Origin of the sequence: Sporichthya brevicatena, from assembly GCF_039525035.1 — a bacterium.
Lineage (GTDB): Bacteria > Actinomycetota > Actinomycetes > Sporichthyales > Sporichthyaceae > Sporichthya > Sporichthya brevicatena.
The window spans coordinates 105,724-126,006 of sequence record NZ_BAAAHE010000010.1; the positions used below are offsets into that span (position 1 = coordinate 105,724).

Here is a 20,283-nt window from a genome sequence, read left to right on the forward strand (position 1 = left end):
CTGTCACCTCACCGGTCAGTTCGGCAGGCGGCCGAGGCGGAGCTCCCCGAGCTGCTCGCGGAGCCAGAGGCGCTGGGCCCGCCACAGACCGGTGCCGAGGGAGATCCGGGCCGCACCGGCGGCCCGGGCCGCGTCCGGCGGGAACGTCATCGGGTGCGCGAGCAGGTTCACCGGCGCGTTCGCGGCGCTGACGAACTGCGCCGCGAGGTCCGCGGACCGGACGAGGATCGGGTAGACGCAGTCGGCGCCGGCGTCCAGGTAGGCGGCGGCACGGTCCAGGGCGTCGCCGAGGAACGCGGACTGGTCGGCGGCGGGGTCGGGGAAGCTCGCGACGAAGACGTCGATGCGGGCGTTCAGCACCAGCGACCGCCCGGCAGCACGGCGCACGGTGCGCAGGAACGCCGCCTGTTCGGCGATCGGGCGCAGCTCGCCGGTCTTGTGGTCGGTGTCCTCGAGGTTGCACCCGGCCGCGCCGAGGGCGAGCAGGCGGTCCGCGAGGACCTCCGGTTCGAGGCCGTACCCGGCCTCGGCGTCGACCGTGACCGGGACGTCGACGGCGGCCGCGATCCGGGCCGCCGCGTCGAGCATGGCGTCGGCCGGTGCGGCCTCGTGGTCGGAGAACCCGAGGGCGGCGGCGACCGCCCCGGAGCTCGTGGCGACCGCGGGGTAGCCCGCCTCGACGACGAGCCGGGCCGTGTCGGCGTCCCAGGCGTTCGGGAGCAGGAGCGGGTCGCCGGGGCGGTGCAGCGCGCGCAGCGTCCGGGCGTGCTCAGAGGTCATGCCCGCCACGCTAGAACGTCCGGCTGGGAACGGTCCTCCGCGGTGGGAGCCCGTCACCGCCTACGCTGAGCGCGTGGGGACTCCGACTTTCGGGCCGGCCGAGCGCGCGGCGGCGTGCTCGGCGCTGGCGGGGCGGGAACTGGATCTGCTCGTCGTCGGCGCCGGCATCGTCGGCGCGGGCACGGCCCTGGACGCGGTGACGCGGGGGCTCGACGTCGGGCTCGTCGACGTGCGCGACTTCGGCGCCGGGACGTCGAGCCGGTCGAGCAAGCTGATCCATGGCGGTCTCCGCTACCTGGAGATGCTCGACTTCCGACTGGTGCGCGAGGCGCTGACCGAGCGCTCGCTGCTGCTCACCGAGATCGCGCCGCACCTGGTCCGCCCGGTTCCGTTCCTGTACCCGCTCACCAAGCACTGGGAGCGGCCGTACGTCGGCGCCGGCATCGCGCTCTACGACACCCTCGCCGCCGCGGCACCGGGGAAGACCGGCGTCCCGCGGCACCGTCACCTGACGCGGCGTCAGGCCCTGCGGGCAGCGCCGGCACTGAAGGCGGACGCTCTCGTCGGCGCCATCCAGTACTGGGACGCCCAGGTCGACGACGCCCGGTACGTCGTGAACCTCGTCCGGACCGCCGCCGCCTACGGGGCGCACTGCGCGTCCCGCGTGCGCGTCATCGGCTTCCTGCGCGAGGGGGAGCGGGTCGTCGGCGCACGGGTGCGCGACACCGAGTCCGGCCTGGAGTGGAAGATCCGCGCCAAGCAGGTCGTCAACGCCACCGGCGTCTGGACCGACGAGACCCAGGCGATGGTGGGGGAGCGCGGGCAGTTCCACGTCCGCGCGTCCAAGGGTGTCCACCTCGTGGTGCCGCGCGACCGCATCCACGCCTCGACCGGGATCATCACGCGGACCGCGAGCAGCGTCCTGTTCATCATCCCGTGGAAGCGGCACTGGATCATCGGCACGACCGACACCGACTGGTCGCTCGACAAGGCTCACCCGGCCGCGAGCCGCGGCGACATCGACTACCTGCTCGCCGAGGCGAACAAGTGGCTGACGACGCCGCTGCAGCACGCCGACGTCCAGGGCGTGTACGCCGGTCTGCGTCCGCTGCTGTCGGGGGAGTCGGAGAACACCTCGGCGCTCTCGCGCGAGCACGTCGTCGCCCACCCCGTGCCCGGTCTCGTCGTCGTCGCCGGGGGCAAGTACACGACCTACCGGGTGATGGCCCGGGACGCCGTGGACGCCGCCGTCCACGCCCTCGACGAGCGCGTGCCGCCCTCGTGCACAGAGCGGATCCCGTTGCTCGGCGCCCCGGGCTACCAGGCGGCGTGGAACTCCCGCGAGCGCATTGCGACCGCCGCGGGCCTGCACGTGGCCCGGGTCGAGCACCTGCTGCGCCGCTACGGCTCCGACCTCATGTCGGTGCTCGCGCTCGCCGACGCCGATCCGTCGCTGGCCGAGCCGATCGGCGGCGCCGACGAGCACCTGCGCGCCGAGGTCGTCCACGCCGTCCGGTACGAGGGGGCGCGCCACCTCGACGACGTCCTCACCCGCCGGACGCGGATCTCGGTCGAGACCTTCGACCGCGGCCTGAGCGCCGCCGAGGAGTGCGCGACCCTGATGGCGCCGGACCTCGGCTGGACGCCGGAGCAGACCGCGGTCGAGGTCGAGTACTACGCCGCCCGGGTGGCCGCGGAGCGGGAGTCGCAGGACCAGCCCGACGACCACACCGCCGACGCGGCCCGCATGGGCGCCCCGGACATCGTCCCGGTGCGCTGACCCCGGTGGGCGTCACATGCGGGAGCCGGTCTCCAGCAGCGACTTGAGGTCGGACAGGACCCACGGCCAGCCGCCGCCGCCCTGGTCCGGCGGGGCCTCGTTCAGGCCGCTCACCATGCGCAGCGTGGCCGGGTGGGCCGGGCACTCGTGGATCAGCGTCAGCGAGCAGTAGCCGGCGGAGAGCTGCTCGATCTCGTAGGTGAGGGTCGTGAAGCCCTCGGAGAACGTGGTCTCGTCCATGATCATGCGCCAGCTCTGCTTGAGCAGGGTGTACGGGTTGGCCTCGATCACCTCGCCGTCGACGATGACGTCGGGGATCGGGAAGCCCATCTCCTTGCCGGCGGCGAGCATCTGCTCGTCGGGCCGCACGGCGTAGGCGCCACCCGGCTTGAGGTCGTAGCTGACGTAGCCGCCGTAGCCGTACTTCACGCTCCACTCCGGGTCGGTGATCGCGTTCCAGATCGCTTCCGGGGTGGCGCGGATGTAGACCTTGAAGACGCCCGTGGTCTCGGTCGCAGTGGTCATGAGGGTCGCTCCAGTGAGTTCTTGAGGTCGAGGAGCGCGGTCACGCTCTGCTCGGTGAACTTGTCGATCCAGCGGTCGTGGATCTGACGGATCGGCACCGGGTTGAGGAAGTGGAGCTTTTCCCGGCCGGAGCGCCGCGTCACCACGAGGTTGGCGTCCTCGAGCACCTTGAGGTGCTTCATGACGCCGAAGCGGGTCATCTCCAGCTCGGACTCCAGCTCCGTGAGCGTGCGGCCGTCGCGCGCGAAGAGGAGGTCGAGCAGGAAGCGCCGCGTCGGGTCGGCCAGCGCCTTGAAGACGCTGCCCAACGCGTCGTCGGCCATGGCGCGAGAATAGGTGACCAAAAGGTCACATATCAACGGGAGGGTGAGGACAGAGTTCACACAGCGGTTTCGGTGCGGCTCTTTTGTCCGGACCTATCGCGGGTGAATGATCATCGGGCGCACCGGGCCTGGGGGCAGAAAAAACAAAGCCGCGCAGCATAGTTCAGTTTGTTGCCGGAGTTAGTCGACTTTCGCTAGGTTGTGCGCGCCTCATCGAGATCAGGAGCGTGCCGATGACCGCGGTGTCCGAACCCCGCGCCCTTTCCGACTCCGCCGCACGTCAACTCGCGAATGCGACGAAGACGCCGGCGCAGATGGACTCCATCACGCCGCGGTGGCTCGTCCACCTGCTGCAGTGGGTCCCCGTCGAGGCGGGCATCTACCGCCTCAACCGCGTGAAGAACACGGACGAGACCGTCAACGTCGCCTGCCCCGGCCGCGACGAGTCCGAGCTTCCGCAGTCGTTCGTCGACTACGACGAGAACGCGCGGGAGTACTTCCTCAACTCGGTCGCGACCGTGCTGGACGTCCACACCCGCGTCTCGGACCTGTACTCCAGCCCGTACGACCAGATCGCCGAGCAGCTCCGCCTCACGATCGAGGCCATCAAGGAGCGCCAGGAGGGCGAGCTGATCAACAACCCGGACTACGGGTTGCTGACCCAGTGCGCGCCGAACCAGCGCATCCGGTCCCGCACGGGCGCCCCGACGCCGGACGACCTCGACGACCTGCTCGTGAAGGTCTGGAAGGAGCCCTCGTTCTTCCTGGCCCACCCGCGCGCGATCGCGGCGTTCGGCCGCGAGTGCACCCGGCGGGGGACCCCGCCGCCGACCATCTCGATGTTCGGCTCGCAGTTCATCACCTGGCGCGGACTGCCGCTCGTGCCCTCGGACAAGGTGCCGATCGCGGCCGACAACACCACCTCGATCCTGCTGATGCGGGTCGGCGAGCGCCGGCAGGGCGTCGTGGGGCTGTACCAGCCGGGCCTCACCGGCGAGCAGAGCCCGGGGCTGTCCGTGCGGTTCATGGGGATCACCCGGGACGCGATCGCCTCGTACCTGATCTCGCTGTACTGCTCGCTCGCGATCCTCACCGAGAGCGCCCTCGGCGTGCTCGACGGCGTCGCGGTCGACAAGTACCACGCCTACGACGACAAGTACGCCAAGAAGTGACCGCCGGTCTCGGGGACTTCCCCGGCCCCGTGCCGGCCGGCCTGCCCGACGAGGCGACGCTGACCCGGATGGCCGCCGAGTTCTTCGGTGCACTCGGCGGCACGTCCGGTGCTGTCCCGTCCGGTGCTGTCCCGTCCGGGGCCGTGCCGCCGGGCAGTGTTCCGGCTGAGGCTCCGTCAGAAGTCAACGCGATGGAGCCGACCCCGGCGGCGCTCGACACCCCGAGCGCGCCCGGGCTGCCCAGCCCGCCGCGGCTGGACCCGCCCGGTGCGGCCGGCGGTGCCTCGACGACCGGGGCCGCGCAGTACGCGGCAGCCCCGCTCGCGCACGGGGAGTTCACCCCGCCGTGGCTGTCGCCGGTCCCGCCGCCCGGCGAGGCCGTGCCCGCCGGTGGTCCGGCGCTGCCGGGCAGCGCGATGGCGTCCGCCCCGCCGCCCGCGACCAGGCCCGGCACCACGGGCGGTTCCACCACCGGTGGGACGCAGTACGCTGACTCCGCCGGCCACCAGCAGGGCAACCCGTTCGGCGACACCACCGTGACGGCCCCGGGCCTGCCGGACATCCCGAGCCTCGCGGCACTGGCCGCTCTGGCGCTGGGGCAGCCCGCCCCGGCCCCGACGTCGGCGGCCGAGCCGCAGACCCCGGCGGCGCCTGGCTCGACGACCTTCCCGGCGCCGGAGCTCTCCGACGGGCGCGCTCCGAACTCGCGCACCGGGGACGGGCGTCCGCACGCCGCCGAGTCGGCTCCGGAGTACAGCTCGGCGTTCGGTGCCGATCCGTTCGGTGCGACGGACGTCGTGGTGCCGCAGCTCCCGGAGATCCCCGCCCTGGCGGCCCTCGCGACCCCGACGTTGCCCGAGGCGCCGGCCGGGTCGCCGCCGATCTCCGCGCCCTCGACGCCGTACTCCTTCCTGGGCGAGGCCGCGGGCTATCCGTCCGCGGGCGGGGCCCTGCCGGCGTACACCGCGCCCCGGCCCGAGGGTGGGCGTCCGCTCCCGCACCCCGGCCACGGTGAGTTCGACGTCGAGGCGGTCCGGCGGGACTTCCCGATCCTGTCCGAGACCGTCAACGGCCGGCCTCTGGTCTGGTTCGACAACGCGGCGACGACGCAGAAGCCGCAGGCGGTCATCGACCGGCTCGCGTACTTCTACGCGCACGAGAACTCGAACATCCACCGGGCGGCGCACGAGCTCGCGGCGCGGTCGACCGACGCCTACGAGGGTGCGCGCGACAAGGTCGCGCGGTTCCTCGGGGCGTCCTCCAGCGACGAGATCGTCTTCGTCCGCGGGGCGACCGAGGCCATCAACCTGGTCGCGGCGGCCTGGGGGCGCAAGCACATCGGCGCCGGGGACGAGATCGTGATCTCCCACCTGGAGCACCACGCGAACATCGTTCCGTGGCAGGAGCTGGCCAAGCAGACCGGCGCCGTGCTGAAGGTGATCCCGGTCGACTCCGACGGCCAGATTCTGATGGACCGTTACACCGATCTGCTCTCGGACCGGACCAAGCTCGTCTCGATCACGCAGGTCTCCAACGCGCTGGGCACCGTGGTGCCGGTTCAGGAGGTCGCGGAGCTCGCGCACCGCGCCGGGGCCAAGGTGCTCGTCGACGGCGCGCAGTCGGTTCCGCACCTGCGGGTGAACGTCCAGGACCTGGGCGCGGACTTCTTCGCGTTCTCGGGGCACAAGATCTTCGCCCCGACCGGCGTCGGTGCGCTCTACGTCCGCGACGACGTCGCGGAGGAGATGGGCGTCTACCAGACCGGCGGCAACATGATCCGCGACGTCACGCTCGAGCGGTCGCTGTTCCACCACGCCCCGATGAAGTTCGAGGCCGGCACGGGCACGATCGCCGACGCCGTCGGCCTCGGTGCGGCGCTCGACTACCTGGAGCGCATCGGGTTCGAGAACGCCGCGGCCTACGAGCACTCGCTGCTCGAGTACGGCATGCGCCTGCTCAAGGACGTGCCCGGGCTGACGCTGATCGGCACCGCGCCGGACAAGGCCAGCGTCATGTCGTTCGTGCTCGACGGCTACTCGCCGGAGCAGGTCGGCTCCGCCCTGAACGCCGAGGGCATCGCGGTGCGGTCGGGCCACCACTGCGCGCAGCCGATCCTGCGCCGGTACGGCCTCGAGGCGACGGTCCGACCGTCGCTCGCGTTCTACAACACCTGCGCGGAGATCGATCACCTGGTGACGGTCCTGCACCGGCTCGCCGCCGACGGTGGCGGCGCGTCCCGCCGGGGCCAGGGGACGACCGACCCCGCTCCCTGAGAGCCGGGCCCGCCGGCCCGCAAAGCACGAGGTGCCCGCCCCCGGATTTGTACGGGGTCGGGCACCTCCTTGCGGCGGCGGGCGCTCACCGATCGCGCCTGCGCGCGCGGAGCGCGCGGCGCGCGAGCTGCTCTCGCCGCCGGTCGCCGGGCGTCACCCGAGGGCGTCGCTGCCGGCGATCGTGATCAGTGCAACGAGCGAGGCCGGAAAAGGTCACGCCCGCCGATCTCCCGCGCGTGTCGCGCGCACAGCTCGCGGACGTAGGCTCGGCCGCAGCCGAGAGGAGCGAGCGATGGCCGGCAGGACGCGCACGGTGCGGTGGAGTGCACCGGCGATCGCGGCGGCGCTGCTGCTGTCCGCGTGCGGGGACGACGCCGACGAGGCCACCGGCCGCACGTCCGGCATGCCGACCGCCGCGGCCATCGTCGACCCGGCGACCGGACCGACGACGGATGCACCGGAGGCCGAAACCGGTTCCGGTGCCCGGGTGAACACCGTGCTGCCCGCCGTCGATGTCGTCCGCGTCGCGCGCGACGAGAAGGTCGCGCTGCGCGCCCTCGCGCCGGCCGGAAAGCCGGTGCTGCTGTGGTTCTGGGCTCCGCACTGCACCTTCTGTCGCGGGGAGGCGCCGGACCTGATCGCGTTCGCGAAGGAGCACGGCGACCGCATCACGGTGCTCGGGCTCGGCGCGCAGGACGATCTCGACCAGGCGAAGGGCTTCCTCGCCGACACCGGCACCGAGGGCCTGGAGATGGTCTGGGACGCCGGCGGGAAGACCTGGGTGCACTTCAAGGTCACGAACCAGCCGACCGTCCTCGTGATCGACGCGCAGGGCAAGGTCAGCCGGAAGTGGTTCCGGGACTTCGACGCCGACGCGATCCTGCGCGCCGCCCGGCTCACCTGAGGACCGGTCGGACGTGCTCGACGCCCCGGTCGGGTTCGCCTTCAGCGCCGGCACCGTCGCGGCGTTCAACCCGTGCGGGTTCGCGCTGCTGCCGGCGTACCTGTCGGTTTTCCTCGCCGGGCCGGGCGACGCCGAGAACGCCGACGGGGCAAGGGAATCCGGCCGGCCCACTCTCGCCCGCGCGGCCGTCGTCGCGGCCGTGGTGGCGTCCGGGTTCGCGCTGGTGTTCGGGATCGCCGGCCTGCTGATCTCGCAGACCGCGGTCACCGTCCAGCGCTGGACGCCGTGGCTGAGCGTCGGCATCGGGATCGCGCTCGTGCCGGCCGGGATCGCGATGATGCGCGGCTGGACGCCGAAGTTGCGCCTGCCCGCGGTGCGGGGCGTGCGCGCGGACGGCGGGATCCCCGCGATGTTCGCGTTCGGCGTCTCCTACGCCGTCGTCTCGCTCTCGTGCACGATCCCCGCGTTCCTGGTCTCGGTCGTCGGCACGTTCTCCGACGACGACCTCGCGGGTGGACTCGTCGTGTTCGGCGCGTACACGGCGGGGATGGCGTCGGTGCTGGTCGTGCTCACCGTCGTCGTCGCGCTCGCGCGGCAGACGCTGCTGGCCCGGATTCGTCGTGTGCTCCCGTACGTGAATCTCGCCGCGGGGACGCTGGCCGTCCTCGCGGGGGCGTACGTCGCCTACTACGGCTGGTACGAGATCCGGATCGAGCGCGGGGCGGACCCGCCCGAGGGGCCGATCACGCTGGTGGGGGACTGGTCGGGCTCGGTGACCACGTGGGTGTCCGAGGCCGGGAACGCGGCGGTCCTGGTCGGCGCGGGTGTGGCGCTGGTCGCGGTGGTGGCCGTCGCGGTCCGCTCCCGGCGCGCTGTGGAAGGATCGCGTCAGTAGTTTCGTGGGAGGACCGGGGTTGTGGACGCATCGATCGGTGTCGCGGAAAGTCCGGTCCTGGTGGTCGACTACGGCGCGCAGTACGCCCAGTTGATCGCCCGGCGGGTGCGCGAGGCGCGCGTCTACTCCGAGATCGTGCCCCACTCGATGCCGGTCGAGCAGATGCTCGCGAAGAAGCCGGCCGCGATCGTGCTCTCCGGCGGCCCGTCCTCGGTCTACGCCGAGGGAGCGCCCGGCGTGGACCCCGCGCTGTTCGACGCCGGCGTCCCCGTCTTCGGCATCTGCTACGGCTTTCAGGCGATGGCGCAGGCCCTCGGCGGCACCGTCGCGCGGACCGGCCTGTCGGAGTTCGGCGGGACGCCGCTGCGCGTCACCTCTGCCGGTGACCTGCTCGCGGGACAGCCGGAGGAGCAGACGGTCTGGATGAGCCACGGCGACGCGGTCCACGAGGCCCCCGCCGGGTTCGAGGTGCTCGCGACCTCCGCCGGTGCGCCGGTCGCCGCGTTCGAGGACCGGGCCCGTCGGCTCGCCGGCGTCCAGTACCACCCCGAGGTCGTGCACACCGCCCACGGGCAGTCGGTGCTCGAGCGGTTCCTGCACGACGTCGCCGGCATCCGTCCGACGTGGACGATGGTGAACATCGTCGACGAGACCGTCGCCGCGATCCGCGAGAAGGTCGGCTCCGGGCGTCTCGTCTGCGGCCTGTCCGGCGGCGTCGACTCCGCCGTCGCCGCCGCGCTCGTGCAGCGTGCGGTGGGGGACCAGCTCACCTGCGTCTTCGTCGACCACGGGCTGCTGCGCAAGGGCGAGGCCGAGCAGGTCGAGCGCGACTTCGTCGCCGCCACCGGGGTCTCGCTCAAGGTCGTCGACGCACAGAAGCGGTTCCTCGACGCGCTCGCCGGGGTCACCGATCCCGAGGAGAAGCGCAAGATCATCGGCCGCGAGTTCATTCGCGTCTTCGAGCAGGCCGCGCGGGAGGTCGTCGCCGACGCCGGGGCGCACGGCGAGACCGTCGAGTTCCTCGTGCAGGGGACGCTCTACCCGGACGTCGTCGAGTCCGGCGGCGGCGAGGGCGCGGCGAACATCAAGAGCCACCACAACGTCGGCGGCCTCCCGGACGACCTGCAGTTCCAACTGGTCGAGCCGCTGCGCGCGCTGTTCAAGGACGAGGTGCGCCGGGTCGGCGAGGAGCTCGGCCTGCCGGCGGAGATCGTGTGGCGCCAGCCGTTCCCGGGACCCGGGCTCGGCATCCGCATCATCGGCGAGGTCACCGCCGAGCGTCTCGACATCCTCCGCGAGGCCGACGCGATCGCCCGCGAGGAGCTCACGCTCGCCGGACTGGACCGCGACATCTGGCAGTGCCCGGTCGTGCTGCTCGCGGACGTCCGCTCCGTCGGCGTCCAGGGCGACGGCCGGACCTACGGCCACCCCGTCGTCCTGCGGCCGGTCAGCTCCGAGGACGCGATGACGGCCGACTGGTCGCGGTTGCCCTACGACGTCCTCGCCAGGATCTCCACGCGCATCACCAACGAGGTGCGGGAGATCAACCGCGTCGTACTCGACGTCACCAGCAAACCGCCGGGCACGATCGAGTGGGAGTGAGCCGCTTACCGTTCGGCCATCGTACGAACGGATGAGGGCAAAGTCGGACATACCGACGGTTCGCGGACGATCACGGAACCGGCCTGCTTCCGGCCCCGTCACAGTGCCATTCGCCGACAGGAAGTCGGCAGTGGGACAGGGGCAGCAGTCATGGGCACGATCACCAGCATCGTCGCGGGTTGGAACGACTTCGCCACGGAGAACGGCACCGTGCACGACAACAGCACGCTGGTGCTGCAGGGTGGCGCGATCCTCGTCCTGGTGCTGAGCCTGTACGCGGTCTACAACGTCGCCGCCGTGATGGTGAACGCCGCCCGGCGCACCGTTCGCGGCACCGTCCACGGCGTCGCGAACGTCGGCCAGGCCGTCGCCCGCACCGCCGGCCGCAAGCCCGAGGTCGCGGTCCCGACCGTCACCGTCCCGGTCCCGCGCATCGCGGTCGACCTGGGTACCGGCCGCCCGATCGTCCACCGCGAGGTCGCGAAGGTCGGCTGAGCCCGCCGGGTTCGCCGCGCCGGGTTCGCAGCAAGTTTCGCCGAAGGGGTCACCGTGGGGGGCGGTGGCCCCTTCGGCGTTAAACCCGAAACCCTTTCCTTGGAGATGTCATCTCCAGTGCAGATGTCATCTCCAGTGCAGGGGTCAGGCGGCCTGGTCGGCGAACTGGGTGCGGTAGAGCTCGGCGTAGCGGCCGCCGGCGGCGAGGAGGCGGGCGTGGGGGCCGCGTTCGACGACCCGGCCGTCCTCGACGACGAGGATCTCGTCGGCGGCGCGGATCGTGGAGAGCCGGTGGGCGATGACGATCGCGGTCCGGCCGGCGAGGGCCTCGCCGAGGGCGGCCTGGACCGCGGCCTCGGAGGTGGAGTCCAGGTGGGCGGTCGCCTCGTCGAGGATCACGATGCACGGCTGGGCGAGCAGGAGGCGCGCGATCGTCAGACGCTGCCGCTCGCCGCCGGACAGGCGGTAGCCGCGCTCGCCGACGACGGTGTCGAGGCCGTCGGGCAGGGCGCGGATCAGGTCGGTCAGGCGGGCGCGCTCCAGGGCCTCCCAGAGCTCGTCCTCGCTCGCCTCCGGGCGCGCCAGGAGCAGGTTCGCGCGGATGCTCTCGTGGAACAGGTGGCCGTCCTGGGTGACCATGCCGAGCGCGGCGCGCAGGTCGGCGGACGCGACGTCCCGGACGTCGACGCCGCCGATCCGGACCGCGCCGGAGTCGACGTCGTAGAGCCGAGGGATGAGGCTCGCGATCGTCGACTTCCCGGCGCCGGAGGAGCCGACGAGTGCGACCATCGCGCCGGGTTCGACGGTGAACGAGACGCCGTGGAGGACCTCGACGCCGCCGCGGGTGTCGAGCACGGCGACCTCCTCGAGCGAGGCGAGCGAGACCTTGTCGGCCGCCGGGTAGGCGAAGTGGACGTCGGACAGCTCCACCGACAGCGGCCCGTCGGGCAGCGGCTTCGGGTCCTCGGGCTCGGCGATCAGCGGCGGCAGATCGAGGACCTCGAAGACCCGCTCGAAGCTCACCAGCGCGCTCATGATGTCGACGCGCGCCGAGGCGAGCGCGGTCAGCGGCGCGTAGAGCCGGGTCAGCAGCAGGGCGAGGGTGACGACGGCGCCGGCTTCGAGGTCGCCGCGGAGGGCGAAGTAGCCGCCGAGCCCGTAGACGAGGGCGAGCGCCAGGGCGGAGACGAGCGTCAGCGCGCTGATGAAGATCCACTGCGCCATCGCGGACTTCACGCCGATGTCGCGCACGCGGCCGGCGCGCGCGGCGAATTCCGCGGACTCGACGTGCGGGCGGCCGAAGAGCTTCACCAGCGTCGCGCCGGGGGCGGAGAAGCGCTCGGTCATCTGGTTCGTCATGGCGGCGTTGTGGGCGGCGGCCTCGCGCTGCATCGACGCCAGTCGGCGCCCGACGTGCCGCGCGGGGAGGACGAACGCCGGCAGCAGAATCAGCGCCAGCACGGTCACCTGCCACGACAACCGGGCCATGACGACGACCGTCAGCAGCAGCGTCACGGTGTTCGCGACGACACCCGACAGCACGGTGGAGAAGGCGCGCTGTGCCCCGATGACGTCGTTGTTCAGTCGGCTCACCAGTGCGCCGGTGCGGGTCCGGGTGAAGAACGCGACCGGCATGCGCTGCACGTGGTCGAAGACCGCGGTCCGCAGGTGGAAGATCAGGCCCTCGCCGATCCGGGCCGACAGCAGCCGGTTGACGACGCCCAGGACGGCCTCGGCGACCGCGATGCCCGCGATGACGACCGCCAGGCCGACGACGACGCCGGTCGAGCGCTTCTCGATGATCGCGTCGACGACGTAGCCGGCGAGCAGCGGAGTCGCGACCGTCAGGAGCGCCAGCACGACGGACAGGATCAGGAACGCCACCAGCGCGCGCCGGTGCGGCCGTGCGAAGCCGAGGATGCGCCGCGCGGTGGCCCGCGAGAACGTCCGCGGCTGCTGACCGTCCATGTGCGCCGCGCGCCAGGCCGAGGTCCAGGCGGCCATCTCCATGCTCATGCCGAGCTCCCTGCTCTCCGACCCCGGGCGGGGGTCCTGGGCAACGTAACGCCGGGGAGCGGCCTGGCACTCCCGAATTACGGCGCCCGATGCACGGCGCCCGCGCCGGGCAGGTGATCAGCGCAGGCGGAGCTGCTCGTAGACCACCGCGGCGCGGGCGAGCTCGTGGAAGTACTTGATGAGCGTGACGCAGAACCCGACCCCGCCGGCCCCGACGACCAGGACCCCCGCGGAGGCCCACAGCGTCGCGAGCGAGCGCTGGGGCGCGCGGGGACGGGTCGCGAGGCGGGTGGCGCCGTCGGAGACGTCGACCGCGGGGGCGTCCGGTTCGAGGTCGGCACCGGGGCCGCTCGGAACCGACGCGACGCCGCCGGGCAGGACCTCCTCGTCGAGCCAGGCCGGGTCGTCCTCCTCGGCGCCCTCGACCGGGCCGCCGGCCGCCTCGGAGAGCTGCGCCGCGCGGTTGCCCTCCAGCGCGAGGATCAGCGAGGCACCGCCCATCAGGAGGAAGAGCGCGATCTTGCCGTAGAGCGCGTAGTAGTACGGCAGCCCGTACGGCTGGTCCTCCAGGCCGTTGAAGTCGCCGCCGGAGAACGGCGGGTCGTAGATCGCCTGCTGGAACAGCAGGTAGGTGCCGGTCCCGAGGGTGAGGACGAACGTCGCCCACAGAACGCCGAACACGAGCTCCCGGCGGACCTGGAGCTCGTGCAGGAACGACGCGGAGGGGACCTTGCGCAGCGCCGGGACGGCGAGGAAGGCGACCAGCACGCAGCTGATCAGCCAGAACACCGCCGTGACGACGTGCGCCTGGAGCATGAGGACGTCGAGGACGTTACCGTCGGCCTGCGGGATCTGGTCGGCCGGACCGGTCGTCGCCGCGATTCGGGCGTGCACAGGGTGAACTCCTGCCTGGAGAGGGCCGCCCCGGGACGGCGGCCGCTCCCCAGCAACCTACGACGGTGTCTCGGGGGTGTCCACGACGTCCGAAGCGCCGCCCGTGACGCCGCCCCGGTCGCGTTCGCGGAGCAGGGAGATTGCGGTCCCGGCGGCGCCGGCGATCAACAGCAGGCCGGTGTAGAACCAGCGCAGGTCCGCGACCTCGATCGCGTCGCTCTGCACCGCCAGCCACCCGGCGGCGACCCCGACGAACAGCAGCCCGAAGGTCAGGGAGACCGGGTCCAGATCATGCCGCCGCACGACGCACCTCCACGTGTCCGATGCCCTGTTCGATCCGGACGGTCAGCCGGCCGCCGCCGGGGCCGTCCGCCCCGTCGTCGCGACCGGAGCGCGAGACCCCGAACCCGCTGTGCTCGGAGTCGAAGACCTCGACCGACCCGATGCCCAGGTCCACGTCGGTCACGACGTCGACGTTCGGCGGGACCACGAGTTCCAGGTCGCCCACGCCCACCTCGACGGCGGTGGAGACGTCCTGGTCGGTGAAGTCGACCTGCGTGAAGTCCAGCCGGACGAGGCCGCCGCGGTACTCGTACTTCGACGCGATCTCCGCGGCGGACAGCGGCGTGATCGCGTGCTCGTGATCGGCCCAACCGCCGCGGTAGGCGTCGACGAAGACCGCCGGCGGCAGCGCGAGGGCGCCCACGACGCCGAGGGCGATCAGCCAGCGGCCGCGCCCGTAGCGGGTGCCGATCAGCAGACCCGCACCGGCGCCGGCGAGGACGAGCGCGGGGTAGGCCGCGGTGGGCACGTCGCTCCCCGCCAGGTCCGCCATCCCCAGCGCGCCGAGCGCGATCAGCACCAGGCAGAACGTCAGCCGGCCGAGGATCGACCGCTCCCGGGGTGCAGCCGGGGGCGCCGGGGGAGCCGGCGCGAGCGGGGGCAGCGGTGCCGTCGGCGCCCAGCCGCCGGCCGGCGCCGGGTAGCCGGTCTCGCCCCACCCGGTCGGGGCCGGGGGCGTGGGGCCGGCGGTCGGGTCCGCCGGCGGCGGGGTGAAGGGCGGCGCGGTGAAGGGCGGCGGGGCCGCCGCGGGCGGGGACTCGCGGCGGGCGAGCACGACCGCGGTGATGACGAACAGGGCGATCAGCAGCAGCCCGCGGTCGTCGACGACCCAGCCCATGCTGAGCACGGCCGCGAGGCCGAGGACGGCGGCGAGCAGGAGCACCGGCCAGGGGTTGCTCCCGCCGCGGGCGATGACGCGCTCGGCGAGCGAGGTGTCGCGGTCGTCCTCGGGCATCAGCAGCCAGCACGCGAGGTAGACGATCAGGCCGGCGCCGCCGAAGAAGGACAGCACGACCATGAGGACGCGGACGATGACGGGGTCCAGCGCGAGGGACTCGGCGAGGCCGCCGCAGACGCCGGCGAGCACGCGGTCGGACCGGCTCCGGCGGAACCGGCGCGGCCCGGGCGGCGGGGGCGCCGACGCGGTGGACGGGGGCGGCGGGGTGGCCGTGGGGCCCAGGTGTTCGGTCATGACATCGAGCATGTTCTCGCGGCTCGCGTGCGGGTATCCGGAACTGCCCGGACCCGACCCGGAGATCGTCCCGGGTGGGGGGCTCCCGGGTCCGGGGCGAGCCCGGGTGCGTCCCGGGTACCCGGACCCGCTCGCGCGTGTGACGATCATCGACGTGGACACGAGCACCTTCGGCCTGGACACCGGCTCCCCGCTGGGGCCGGCCGCCGACGGCTCGCCCCGCACGCGCTACCGCCGCCGCCGGGAGAACCGGCTCGTCGCCGGCGTCGCCGGCGGCATGGCCGACCACCTCGGCCTGGACCCGCTCCACGTCCGGGTCGCGTTCGCGGTCATGAGCGGCATCGCCGGGTTCGGCGTCGTGCTCTACGGCGCGTTCTGGCTCGTCGTCCCGCTCTCCGAGCCCTCCGCCGCGGCAGAGCCGCCCGGTCTGGCCGCGGCGTCGCGGCGTGGGCTCCGGCGGCTTCCGGCCCGTGGTCCGGAGCCGGAGTCGATCGGCCAGCTCGTCGCGCTGCTGGCCGTCGCGCTCGGCGCCGTCCTCGCGCTGCAGCAGACGGGCCTCGGCGTCGACGAGACGGTGCTCTGGCCGGCGCTGGCCGTCATCGCCGGCCTGGCCGTGGTGTGGTGGCAGGTCGACGAGGCCGACCGGTCCGCGCGGACGGCCGACGCGCCGGCACCGTCGTCGTGGCGCCGCCGGGTGCTCGTCGGGATCCGGTTCGTCGCCGGGGGTGTGCTGGTCACGCTGGGTCTGGCCACGTACCTGGTGCTGGCCGGGGGTCCCGGCGGTGTCCGCCGCGGGGTGCTCGGGGCCGTGGTCCTGCTCGGTGGTGCGGCGCTGCTCGTCGGCCCCTGGGTGCTGCGGACGTGGCGGTCGCTGGCCGACGAACGCGCGGAGCGCATCCGGTCCCAGATGCACGCCGACCTCGCGGCCCATCTGCACGACTCGGTCCTGCAGACGCTCGCACTGATTCAGCGTCAGGCACACGACCCCCGCGAGGTGATGCGGCTCGCGCGCGGTCAGGAACGCGACCTCCGCGAGTTCCTGTACGGCGACCGTGACACCGCGCAGGACGTCTCCACCCTCGCCGCCGCCCTGCGCCGGACGGCCGCGGAGGTCGAGGAGGCCCACCGGGTCCCGGTCGAGGTCGTGACGGTCGGCGACGCCGATCTCGACGGCCCCGCGGCCGACGCGCGCCGGGCCCTGCTCGCCGCGGCCCGGGAGGCGATGGTGAACGCGGCCGTCCACGCCGGCACGACCGTCGACGTCTACGCCGAGGTCGACGGCGACACCGTCGTCGCGTACGTGCGCGACCGCGGCCCGGGTTTCGACCCGGACGCGGTGCCCGAGGACCGCGCGGGGGTCCGCCACTCGATCGTCGGGCGCATGCAGCGCCACGGCGGGCGGGCCGTCGTGCGCAGCCGGGCCGGCGAGGGGACCGAGGTCGAACTGCGGTTGGGGGAGAGCTGAGCATGAGCGGGTCGCTGCGCGTCGTGGTGGTCGACGACCACCGCATGTTCCGGACCGGCGTCCGGGCCGAGCTCGACGCCGCGCGGGACGGGTCCGCCGGCGGACCGGGGGACATCACGGTGGTCGCGGAGGCCGAGGACGTCCCCACGGCCGTCGCGGCCACGCTGGAGCACCGTCCGGACGTCGTCCTGCTCGACGTCCACCTCCCCGGGGGCGGCGGGGCCACCGTGCTGCGCGAGGTCCTCGCCCAGGCGCCGGAGATCCGTTTCCTCGCGCTCTCGGTGTCGGACGCGGCGGAGGACGTCATCGGCGTGATCCGCGCCGGGGCCCGTGGCTACGTCACGAAGTCGATCACCGGCCCCGAACTCGCGGAGGCGATCCGCCGCGTGGCCGCCGGTGACGCCGTGTTCTCCCCGCGGCTCGCCGGGTTCGTCCTCGACGCGTTCGCCGGACCCGGTGCCCCCGGCCCCGCGCCCGCCGTCGACCCCGAGCTCGACCTCCTCACCTCCCGCGAGCGGGAGGTGCTCCGGCTGATCGCGCGCGGCTACACCTACCGCGAGATCGCGAAGGACCTGTTCATCTCCGACCGGACGGTGGAGTCCCACGTCTCCGCGGTGCTCCGCAAGCTCCAGCTCTCCAACCGGCACGAGCTCTCCCGGTGGGCGACCGACCGCCGGCTGATCTGAGGGACCGAGCTGCCTGGCTGAGCTGCCTGGCCGAGCTGCCCGACCCGGGTGTCGGCGCGACCGCATAGGGTCGTTCGACTGCCGAGGAAGGGAATTCGGGTGGACGCGCTGCGGGCGATCCTCTTGGTGCTGCATGTGGGCGGCATGGCTGTGCTGCTCGGTGGTTTCCTGCTCGAGGTGATGAGCGGGAACCGCCGGTTCTCGCCGGTGATCTTCCACACCGCCGGGATCCAGTTCCTCACCGGGCTGGCGCTGGTCGGGGTGAACGAGGCCGACGACCGCGACCTGAACCACACGAAGGTCGCCGTGAAGCTGCTGGTCGCGCTGACGGTCGTCGGGCTGACGCACGCGCTGCGGAAGAAGGACCCGCTTCCGGCCCCGGCGTTCTTCGCCGCGTTCGCGCTGGCCGCGGCCAACGCGGTGATCGCCTACTCCTGGACCTGATTCCGGGGGCCGGTGCGGGCCCCGCCGCATCGCGCACCGCGACCTAGAGTGAGAGCAATGGACACGCTTTTCGACGACCTCCCGATGCCCGGCTCGGGAACGCCCGCGAAGCGTGTCCGGCCCGCCGCGGCGCCCGAGCGCACTGAGCCGGCGTCGGGTCCGGAGCCGTCGAGGGCCGTGCCGTCGGGGGCCGTGCCGTCGAGGGCGGAGGCGCCGGCCCGTCCGGCGCCCACGGCCGAGGACCTGCTCGCCGGGCTGAACCCGGAGCAGCGGGCGGCGGTGGAGCACTCCGGGTCGCCGCTGCTGATCGTCGCCGGCGCGGGGTCGGGCAAGACCCGCGTCCTCACGCGCCGGATCGCGTACCTGATCACGGTGCGCCACGTCCGGCCCTCGCAGATCCTCGCGATCACCTTCACCAACAAGGCCGCGGGGGAGATGAAGCAGCGCGTCGCCGAGGCGGTCGGGTCGGCCGCGCCGAACTGGGTGTCCACGTTCCACTCGGCGTGCCTGCGGATCCTGCGCTTCGAGGCGAAGCGGCTGGGGTTCACGTCCGGGTTCTCGGTCTACGACGACACCGACCAGCAGCGCCTGCTGCGCATGGTCGTCCGTGACCTCAATCTCGACCCGAAGCGCTTCACGCCGCGGGCGATCGGCAACGCGATCAGCGGTCTGAAGAACGAGTTGATCGACCCGGACACGTACAGCTCGACCGCGACCGGCCCGGTCGAGACCACGTACGCCGAGTGCTACCGGATGTACCAGGAGCGGCTCCGCGCCGCGAACGCGCTCGACTTCGACGACCTGATCATGACGACGGTGAACCTGCTGCAGGCGTTCCCGGACGTCGCCGAGCACTACCGGCGCCGGTTCCGGCACGTGCTGGTCGACGAGTACCAGGACACCAACCACGCGCAGTACGTCCTCGTCCGTGAACTCGTCGGCGGAACGGAGGCCGTGGACGGACATGACGTTCCGGCAGAACTGCCGCCGGCCGAGCTCTGCGTCGTGGGTGACGCGGACCAGTCGATCTACGCCTTCCGGGGCGCGACGATCCGGAACATCCACGAGTTCGAGCGGGACTACCCGAACGCGCGCGTGATCCTGCTGGAGCAGAACTACCGCTCCACGCAGACGATCCTGTCCGCGGCGAACGCCGTCATCGCCCGGAACCCGGATCGCAAGCCGAAGAACCTGTGGACCGACGCCGGCGACGGGGAGAAGATCGTCGGCTGGGTCGCCGAGGACGAGCACGCGGAGGCGTCGTTCGTCGCGGCCGAGGTCGACCGGCTCGCCGACGCGGGGCTCGCGAAGCCCAGGGACGTCGCGGTGTTCTACCGGACCAACGCCGCCTCCCGGGTGTTCGAGGAGGTCTTCATCCGCGTCGGGCTGCCGTACCGGGTCGTCGGTGGTGTGCGCTTCTACGAGCGCAAGGAGGTCCGCGACGCCCTGGCGTACCTGCGGGTGCTCGCCAACCCCGAGGACGTCGTCAGCCTGCGCCGCATCCTCAACGTCCCCAAGCGGGGGATCGGCGACCGCGCGGAGGCGTGCATCGACGCGCTCGCGAGCCGGGAGCGCATCACGTTCCCGGCGGCGCTGCGCCGCTGCGAGGAGGCCTACGGCATCGCGACCCGGTCGCTGACGCAGGTGAAGGCGTTCAACGACCTGATGGACCAGCTGGCGACGCTCGTCGAGGCCGGCACGGGGCCGTCCACGGTGCTGGAGGCGATCCTCGAGCAGACCGGGTACCTGCACGAGCTGGAGACCTCGACCGACCCGCAGGACGAGACCCGCATCGAGAACCTCGGCGAGCTCATCGCGGTCGCGCGGGAGTACGAGGAGGCGAACCCGGACGGCTCGGTCGCCGGCTTCCTCGAGCGCGTGGCCCTGGTCGCGGACTCCGACCAGCTGCCGGACGCCGACGGCGGTGGTGCCGACGACGGCGAGGACGGCGGCCAGGTCACGCTGATGACGCTGCACACGGCCAAGGGCCTGGAGTTCCCGGTCGTGTTCCTGACCGGCTGCGAGGACGGGATCTTCCCCCACATGCGTTCGCTCGGCGACCCGGTCGAACTGGCCGAGGAGCGCCGGCTCGCCTACGTCGGGCTGACCCGTGCGCAGGAGCGGCTCTACGTGACCCGGGCCGAGGTCCGCAGCGCCTGGGGCGCGCCGCAGTGGTACCCGCCGTCGCGGTTCCTGGAGGAGATCCCGCCGCACCTGGTCGACTGGCGGCGGACCGCCAACCGCAGCCCGTTGCAGGCGCTGGCCCAGGGCTCGCCCCGACCGGCCGCCCGGCCCGCCGGACGGGCCCAGGCGGGGCCGAGCAAGCCGATCGTCGCGCTGTCGGTGGGGGACCGGGTCACCCACGACACGTTCGGGCTGGGCACGGTGGTCGCCACCGCCGGCGTCGCCGACAAGGCGGAGGCGACCATCGACTTCGGCGACGGGGCACCCAAGCGGCTGCTCCTCCGCTACGCCCCGGTCGAGAAGCTCTGACC

General features: G+C 72.9%; 18 protein-coding genes. 11 read left to right on the forward strand and 7 right to left on the reverse strand.

Annotated features, from left to right (window positions below):
- Positions 1-15: 15 nt before the first annotated feature.
- Positions 16-780 (reverse strand): isocitrate lyase/PEP mutase family protein, encoded by a 765-nt coding sequence (locus ABD401_RS07390; protein WP_344603148.1) that lies wholly within the window; start codon positions 778-780, stop codon positions 16-18.
- A gap of 73 nt (positions 781-853) precedes the next feature.
- Between ABD401_RS07390 and ABD401_RS07395 the strand changes: the two genes are divergently transcribed.
- Entirely contained in the window at positions 854-2,560 is a 1,707-nt protein-coding gene (locus tag ABD401_RS07395; RefSeq protein WP_344603150.1) for a glycerol-3-phosphate dehydrogenase/oxidase, read from the forward strand.
- A 12-nt stretch (positions 2,561-2,572) separates the two neighbouring features.
- Here the strand turns inward: ABD401_RS07395 and ABD401_RS07400 are convergent, their stop codons facing one another.
- Together ABD401_RS07400 and ABD401_RS07405 are read right to left on the reverse strand one after the other, a co-directional pair.
- A complete protein-coding gene (locus tag ABD401_RS07400) occupies positions 2,573-3,085 on the reverse strand; it encodes an SRPBCC domain-containing protein (protein ID WP_344603152.1) in 513 nt (170 codons plus the stop codon).
- Entirely contained in the window at positions 3,082-3,408 is a 327-nt protein-coding gene (locus ABD401_RS07405) for an ArsR/SmtB family transcription factor (RefSeq protein ID WP_344603154.1), read from the reverse strand. Before ABD401_RS07405 ends, ABD401_RS07400 begins: the two co-directional genes overlap by 4 nt.
- Positions 3,409-3,641: 233 nt before the next feature.
- Between ABD401_RS07405 and ABD401_RS07410 the strand changes: the two genes are divergently transcribed.
- The 6 genes from ABD401_RS07410 to ABD401_RS07435 all read left to right on the forward strand — a co-directional run bounded on the left by ABD401_RS07410 (position 3,642) and on the right by ABD401_RS07435 (position 10,749).
- Positions 3,642-4,580 carry a family 2A encapsulin nanocompartment shell protein gene (locus ABD401_RS07410; protein ID WP_344603156.1) on the forward strand — a complete coding sequence of 313 codons (939 nt, stop codon included), beginning with the start codon at positions 3,642-3,644 and terminating at the stop codon, positions 4,578-4,580.
- Positions 4,577-6,853 (forward strand): family 2A encapsulin nanocompartment cargo protein cysteine desulfurase, encoded by a 2,277-nt coding sequence (locus ABD401_RS07415; protein ID WP_344603158.1) that lies wholly within the window; start codon positions 4,577-4,579, stop codon positions 6,851-6,853. The genes ABD401_RS07410 and ABD401_RS07415 overlap by 4 nt, the downstream gene beginning before the upstream one ends.
- Positions 6,854-7,145: 292 nt before the next feature.
- Positions 7,146-7,757 (forward strand): TlpA family protein disulfide reductase, encoded by a 612-nt coding sequence (locus ABD401_RS07420; RefSeq protein ID WP_344603160.1) that lies wholly within the window; start codon positions 7,146-7,148, stop codon positions 7,755-7,757.
- 13 nt (positions 7,758-7,770) lie between these two features.
- Complete coding sequence (locus ABD401_RS07425) at positions 7,771-8,652, forward strand: cytochrome c biogenesis CcdA family protein (RefSeq protein ID WP_344603162.1); 882 nt, start codon at positions 7,771-7,773, stop codon at positions 8,650-8,652.
- Positions 8,653-8,673: 21 nt separating this feature from the next.
- Positions 8,674-10,254, forward strand: coding sequence for a glutamine-hydrolyzing GMP synthase (guaA, locus tag ABD401_RS07430; RefSeq protein ID WP_344603164.1), 1,581 nt, complete (start codon positions 8,674-8,676; stop codon positions 10,252-10,254).
- A 150-nt stretch (positions 10,255-10,404) separates the two neighbouring features.
- Positions 10,405-10,749, forward strand: coding sequence for a hypothetical protein (locus ABD401_RS07435; RefSeq protein ID WP_344603166.1), 345 nt, complete (start codon positions 10,405-10,407; stop codon positions 10,747-10,749).
- 144 nt (positions 10,750-10,893) lie between these two features.
- Here the strand turns inward: ABD401_RS07435 and ABD401_RS07440 are convergent, their stop codons facing one another.
- The 4 genes from ABD401_RS07440 to ABD401_RS07455 all read right to left on the reverse strand — a co-directional run bounded on the left by ABD401_RS07440 (position 10,894) and on the right by ABD401_RS07455 (position 15,193).
- Positions 10,894-12,765: an ABC transporter ATP-binding protein gene (locus tag ABD401_RS07440; protein ID WP_344603168.1), complete on the reverse strand. Its 1,872-nt coding sequence runs from the start codon at positions 12,763-12,765 to the stop codon at positions 10,894-10,896.
- Positions 12,766-12,882: 117 nt separating this feature from the next.
- Positions 12,883-13,659 (reverse strand): hypothetical protein, encoded by a 777-nt coding sequence (locus tag ABD401_RS07445; protein ID WP_344603170.1) that lies wholly within the window; start codon positions 13,657-13,659, stop codon positions 12,883-12,885.
- Positions 13,660-13,716: 57 nt separating this feature from the next.
- On the reverse strand, positions 13,717-13,962 hold the full coding sequence (locus ABD401_RS07450; protein ID WP_344603172.1) for a hypothetical protein: 246 nt from the start codon (positions 13,960-13,962) through the stop codon (positions 13,717-13,719).
- Positions 13,949-15,193, reverse strand: coding sequence for a PspC domain-containing protein (locus tag ABD401_RS07455; protein ID WP_344603174.1), 1,245 nt, complete (start codon positions 15,191-15,193; stop codon positions 13,949-13,951). The genes ABD401_RS07450 and ABD401_RS07455 overlap by 14 nt, the downstream gene beginning before the upstream one ends.
- Here ABD401_RS07455 and ABD401_RS07460 point away from each other — a divergent pair.
- The 4 genes from ABD401_RS07460 (at position 15,192) to pcrA (ending at position 20,281) form a co-directional block, all read left to right on the forward strand.
- Positions 15,192-16,658 carry an ATP-binding protein gene (locus ABD401_RS07460; protein ID WP_344603176.1) on the forward strand — a complete coding sequence of 489 codons (1,467 nt, stop codon included), beginning with the start codon at positions 15,192-15,194 and terminating at the stop codon, positions 16,656-16,658. The genes ABD401_RS07455 and ABD401_RS07460 overlap by 2 nt on opposite strands.
- A gap of 2 nt (positions 16,659-16,660) precedes the next feature.
- Positions 16,661-17,344 carry a LuxR C-terminal-related transcriptional regulator gene (locus ABD401_RS07465; RefSeq protein ID WP_344603178.1) on the forward strand — a complete coding sequence of 228 codons (684 nt, stop codon included), beginning with the start codon at positions 16,661-16,663 and terminating at the stop codon, positions 17,342-17,344.
- A 99-nt stretch (positions 17,345-17,443) separates the two neighbouring features.
- Positions 17,444-17,788 (forward strand): hypothetical protein, encoded by a 345-nt coding sequence (locus ABD401_RS07470; protein ID WP_344603180.1) that lies wholly within the window; start codon positions 17,444-17,446, stop codon positions 17,786-17,788.
- 57 nt (positions 17,789-17,845) lie between these two features.
- A complete protein-coding gene (gene pcrA, locus ABD401_RS07475; protein ID WP_344603182.1) occupies positions 17,846-20,281 on the forward strand; it encodes a DNA helicase PcrA in 2,436 nt (811 codons plus the stop codon).
- Positions 20,282-20,283 lie beyond the last annotated feature (2 nt).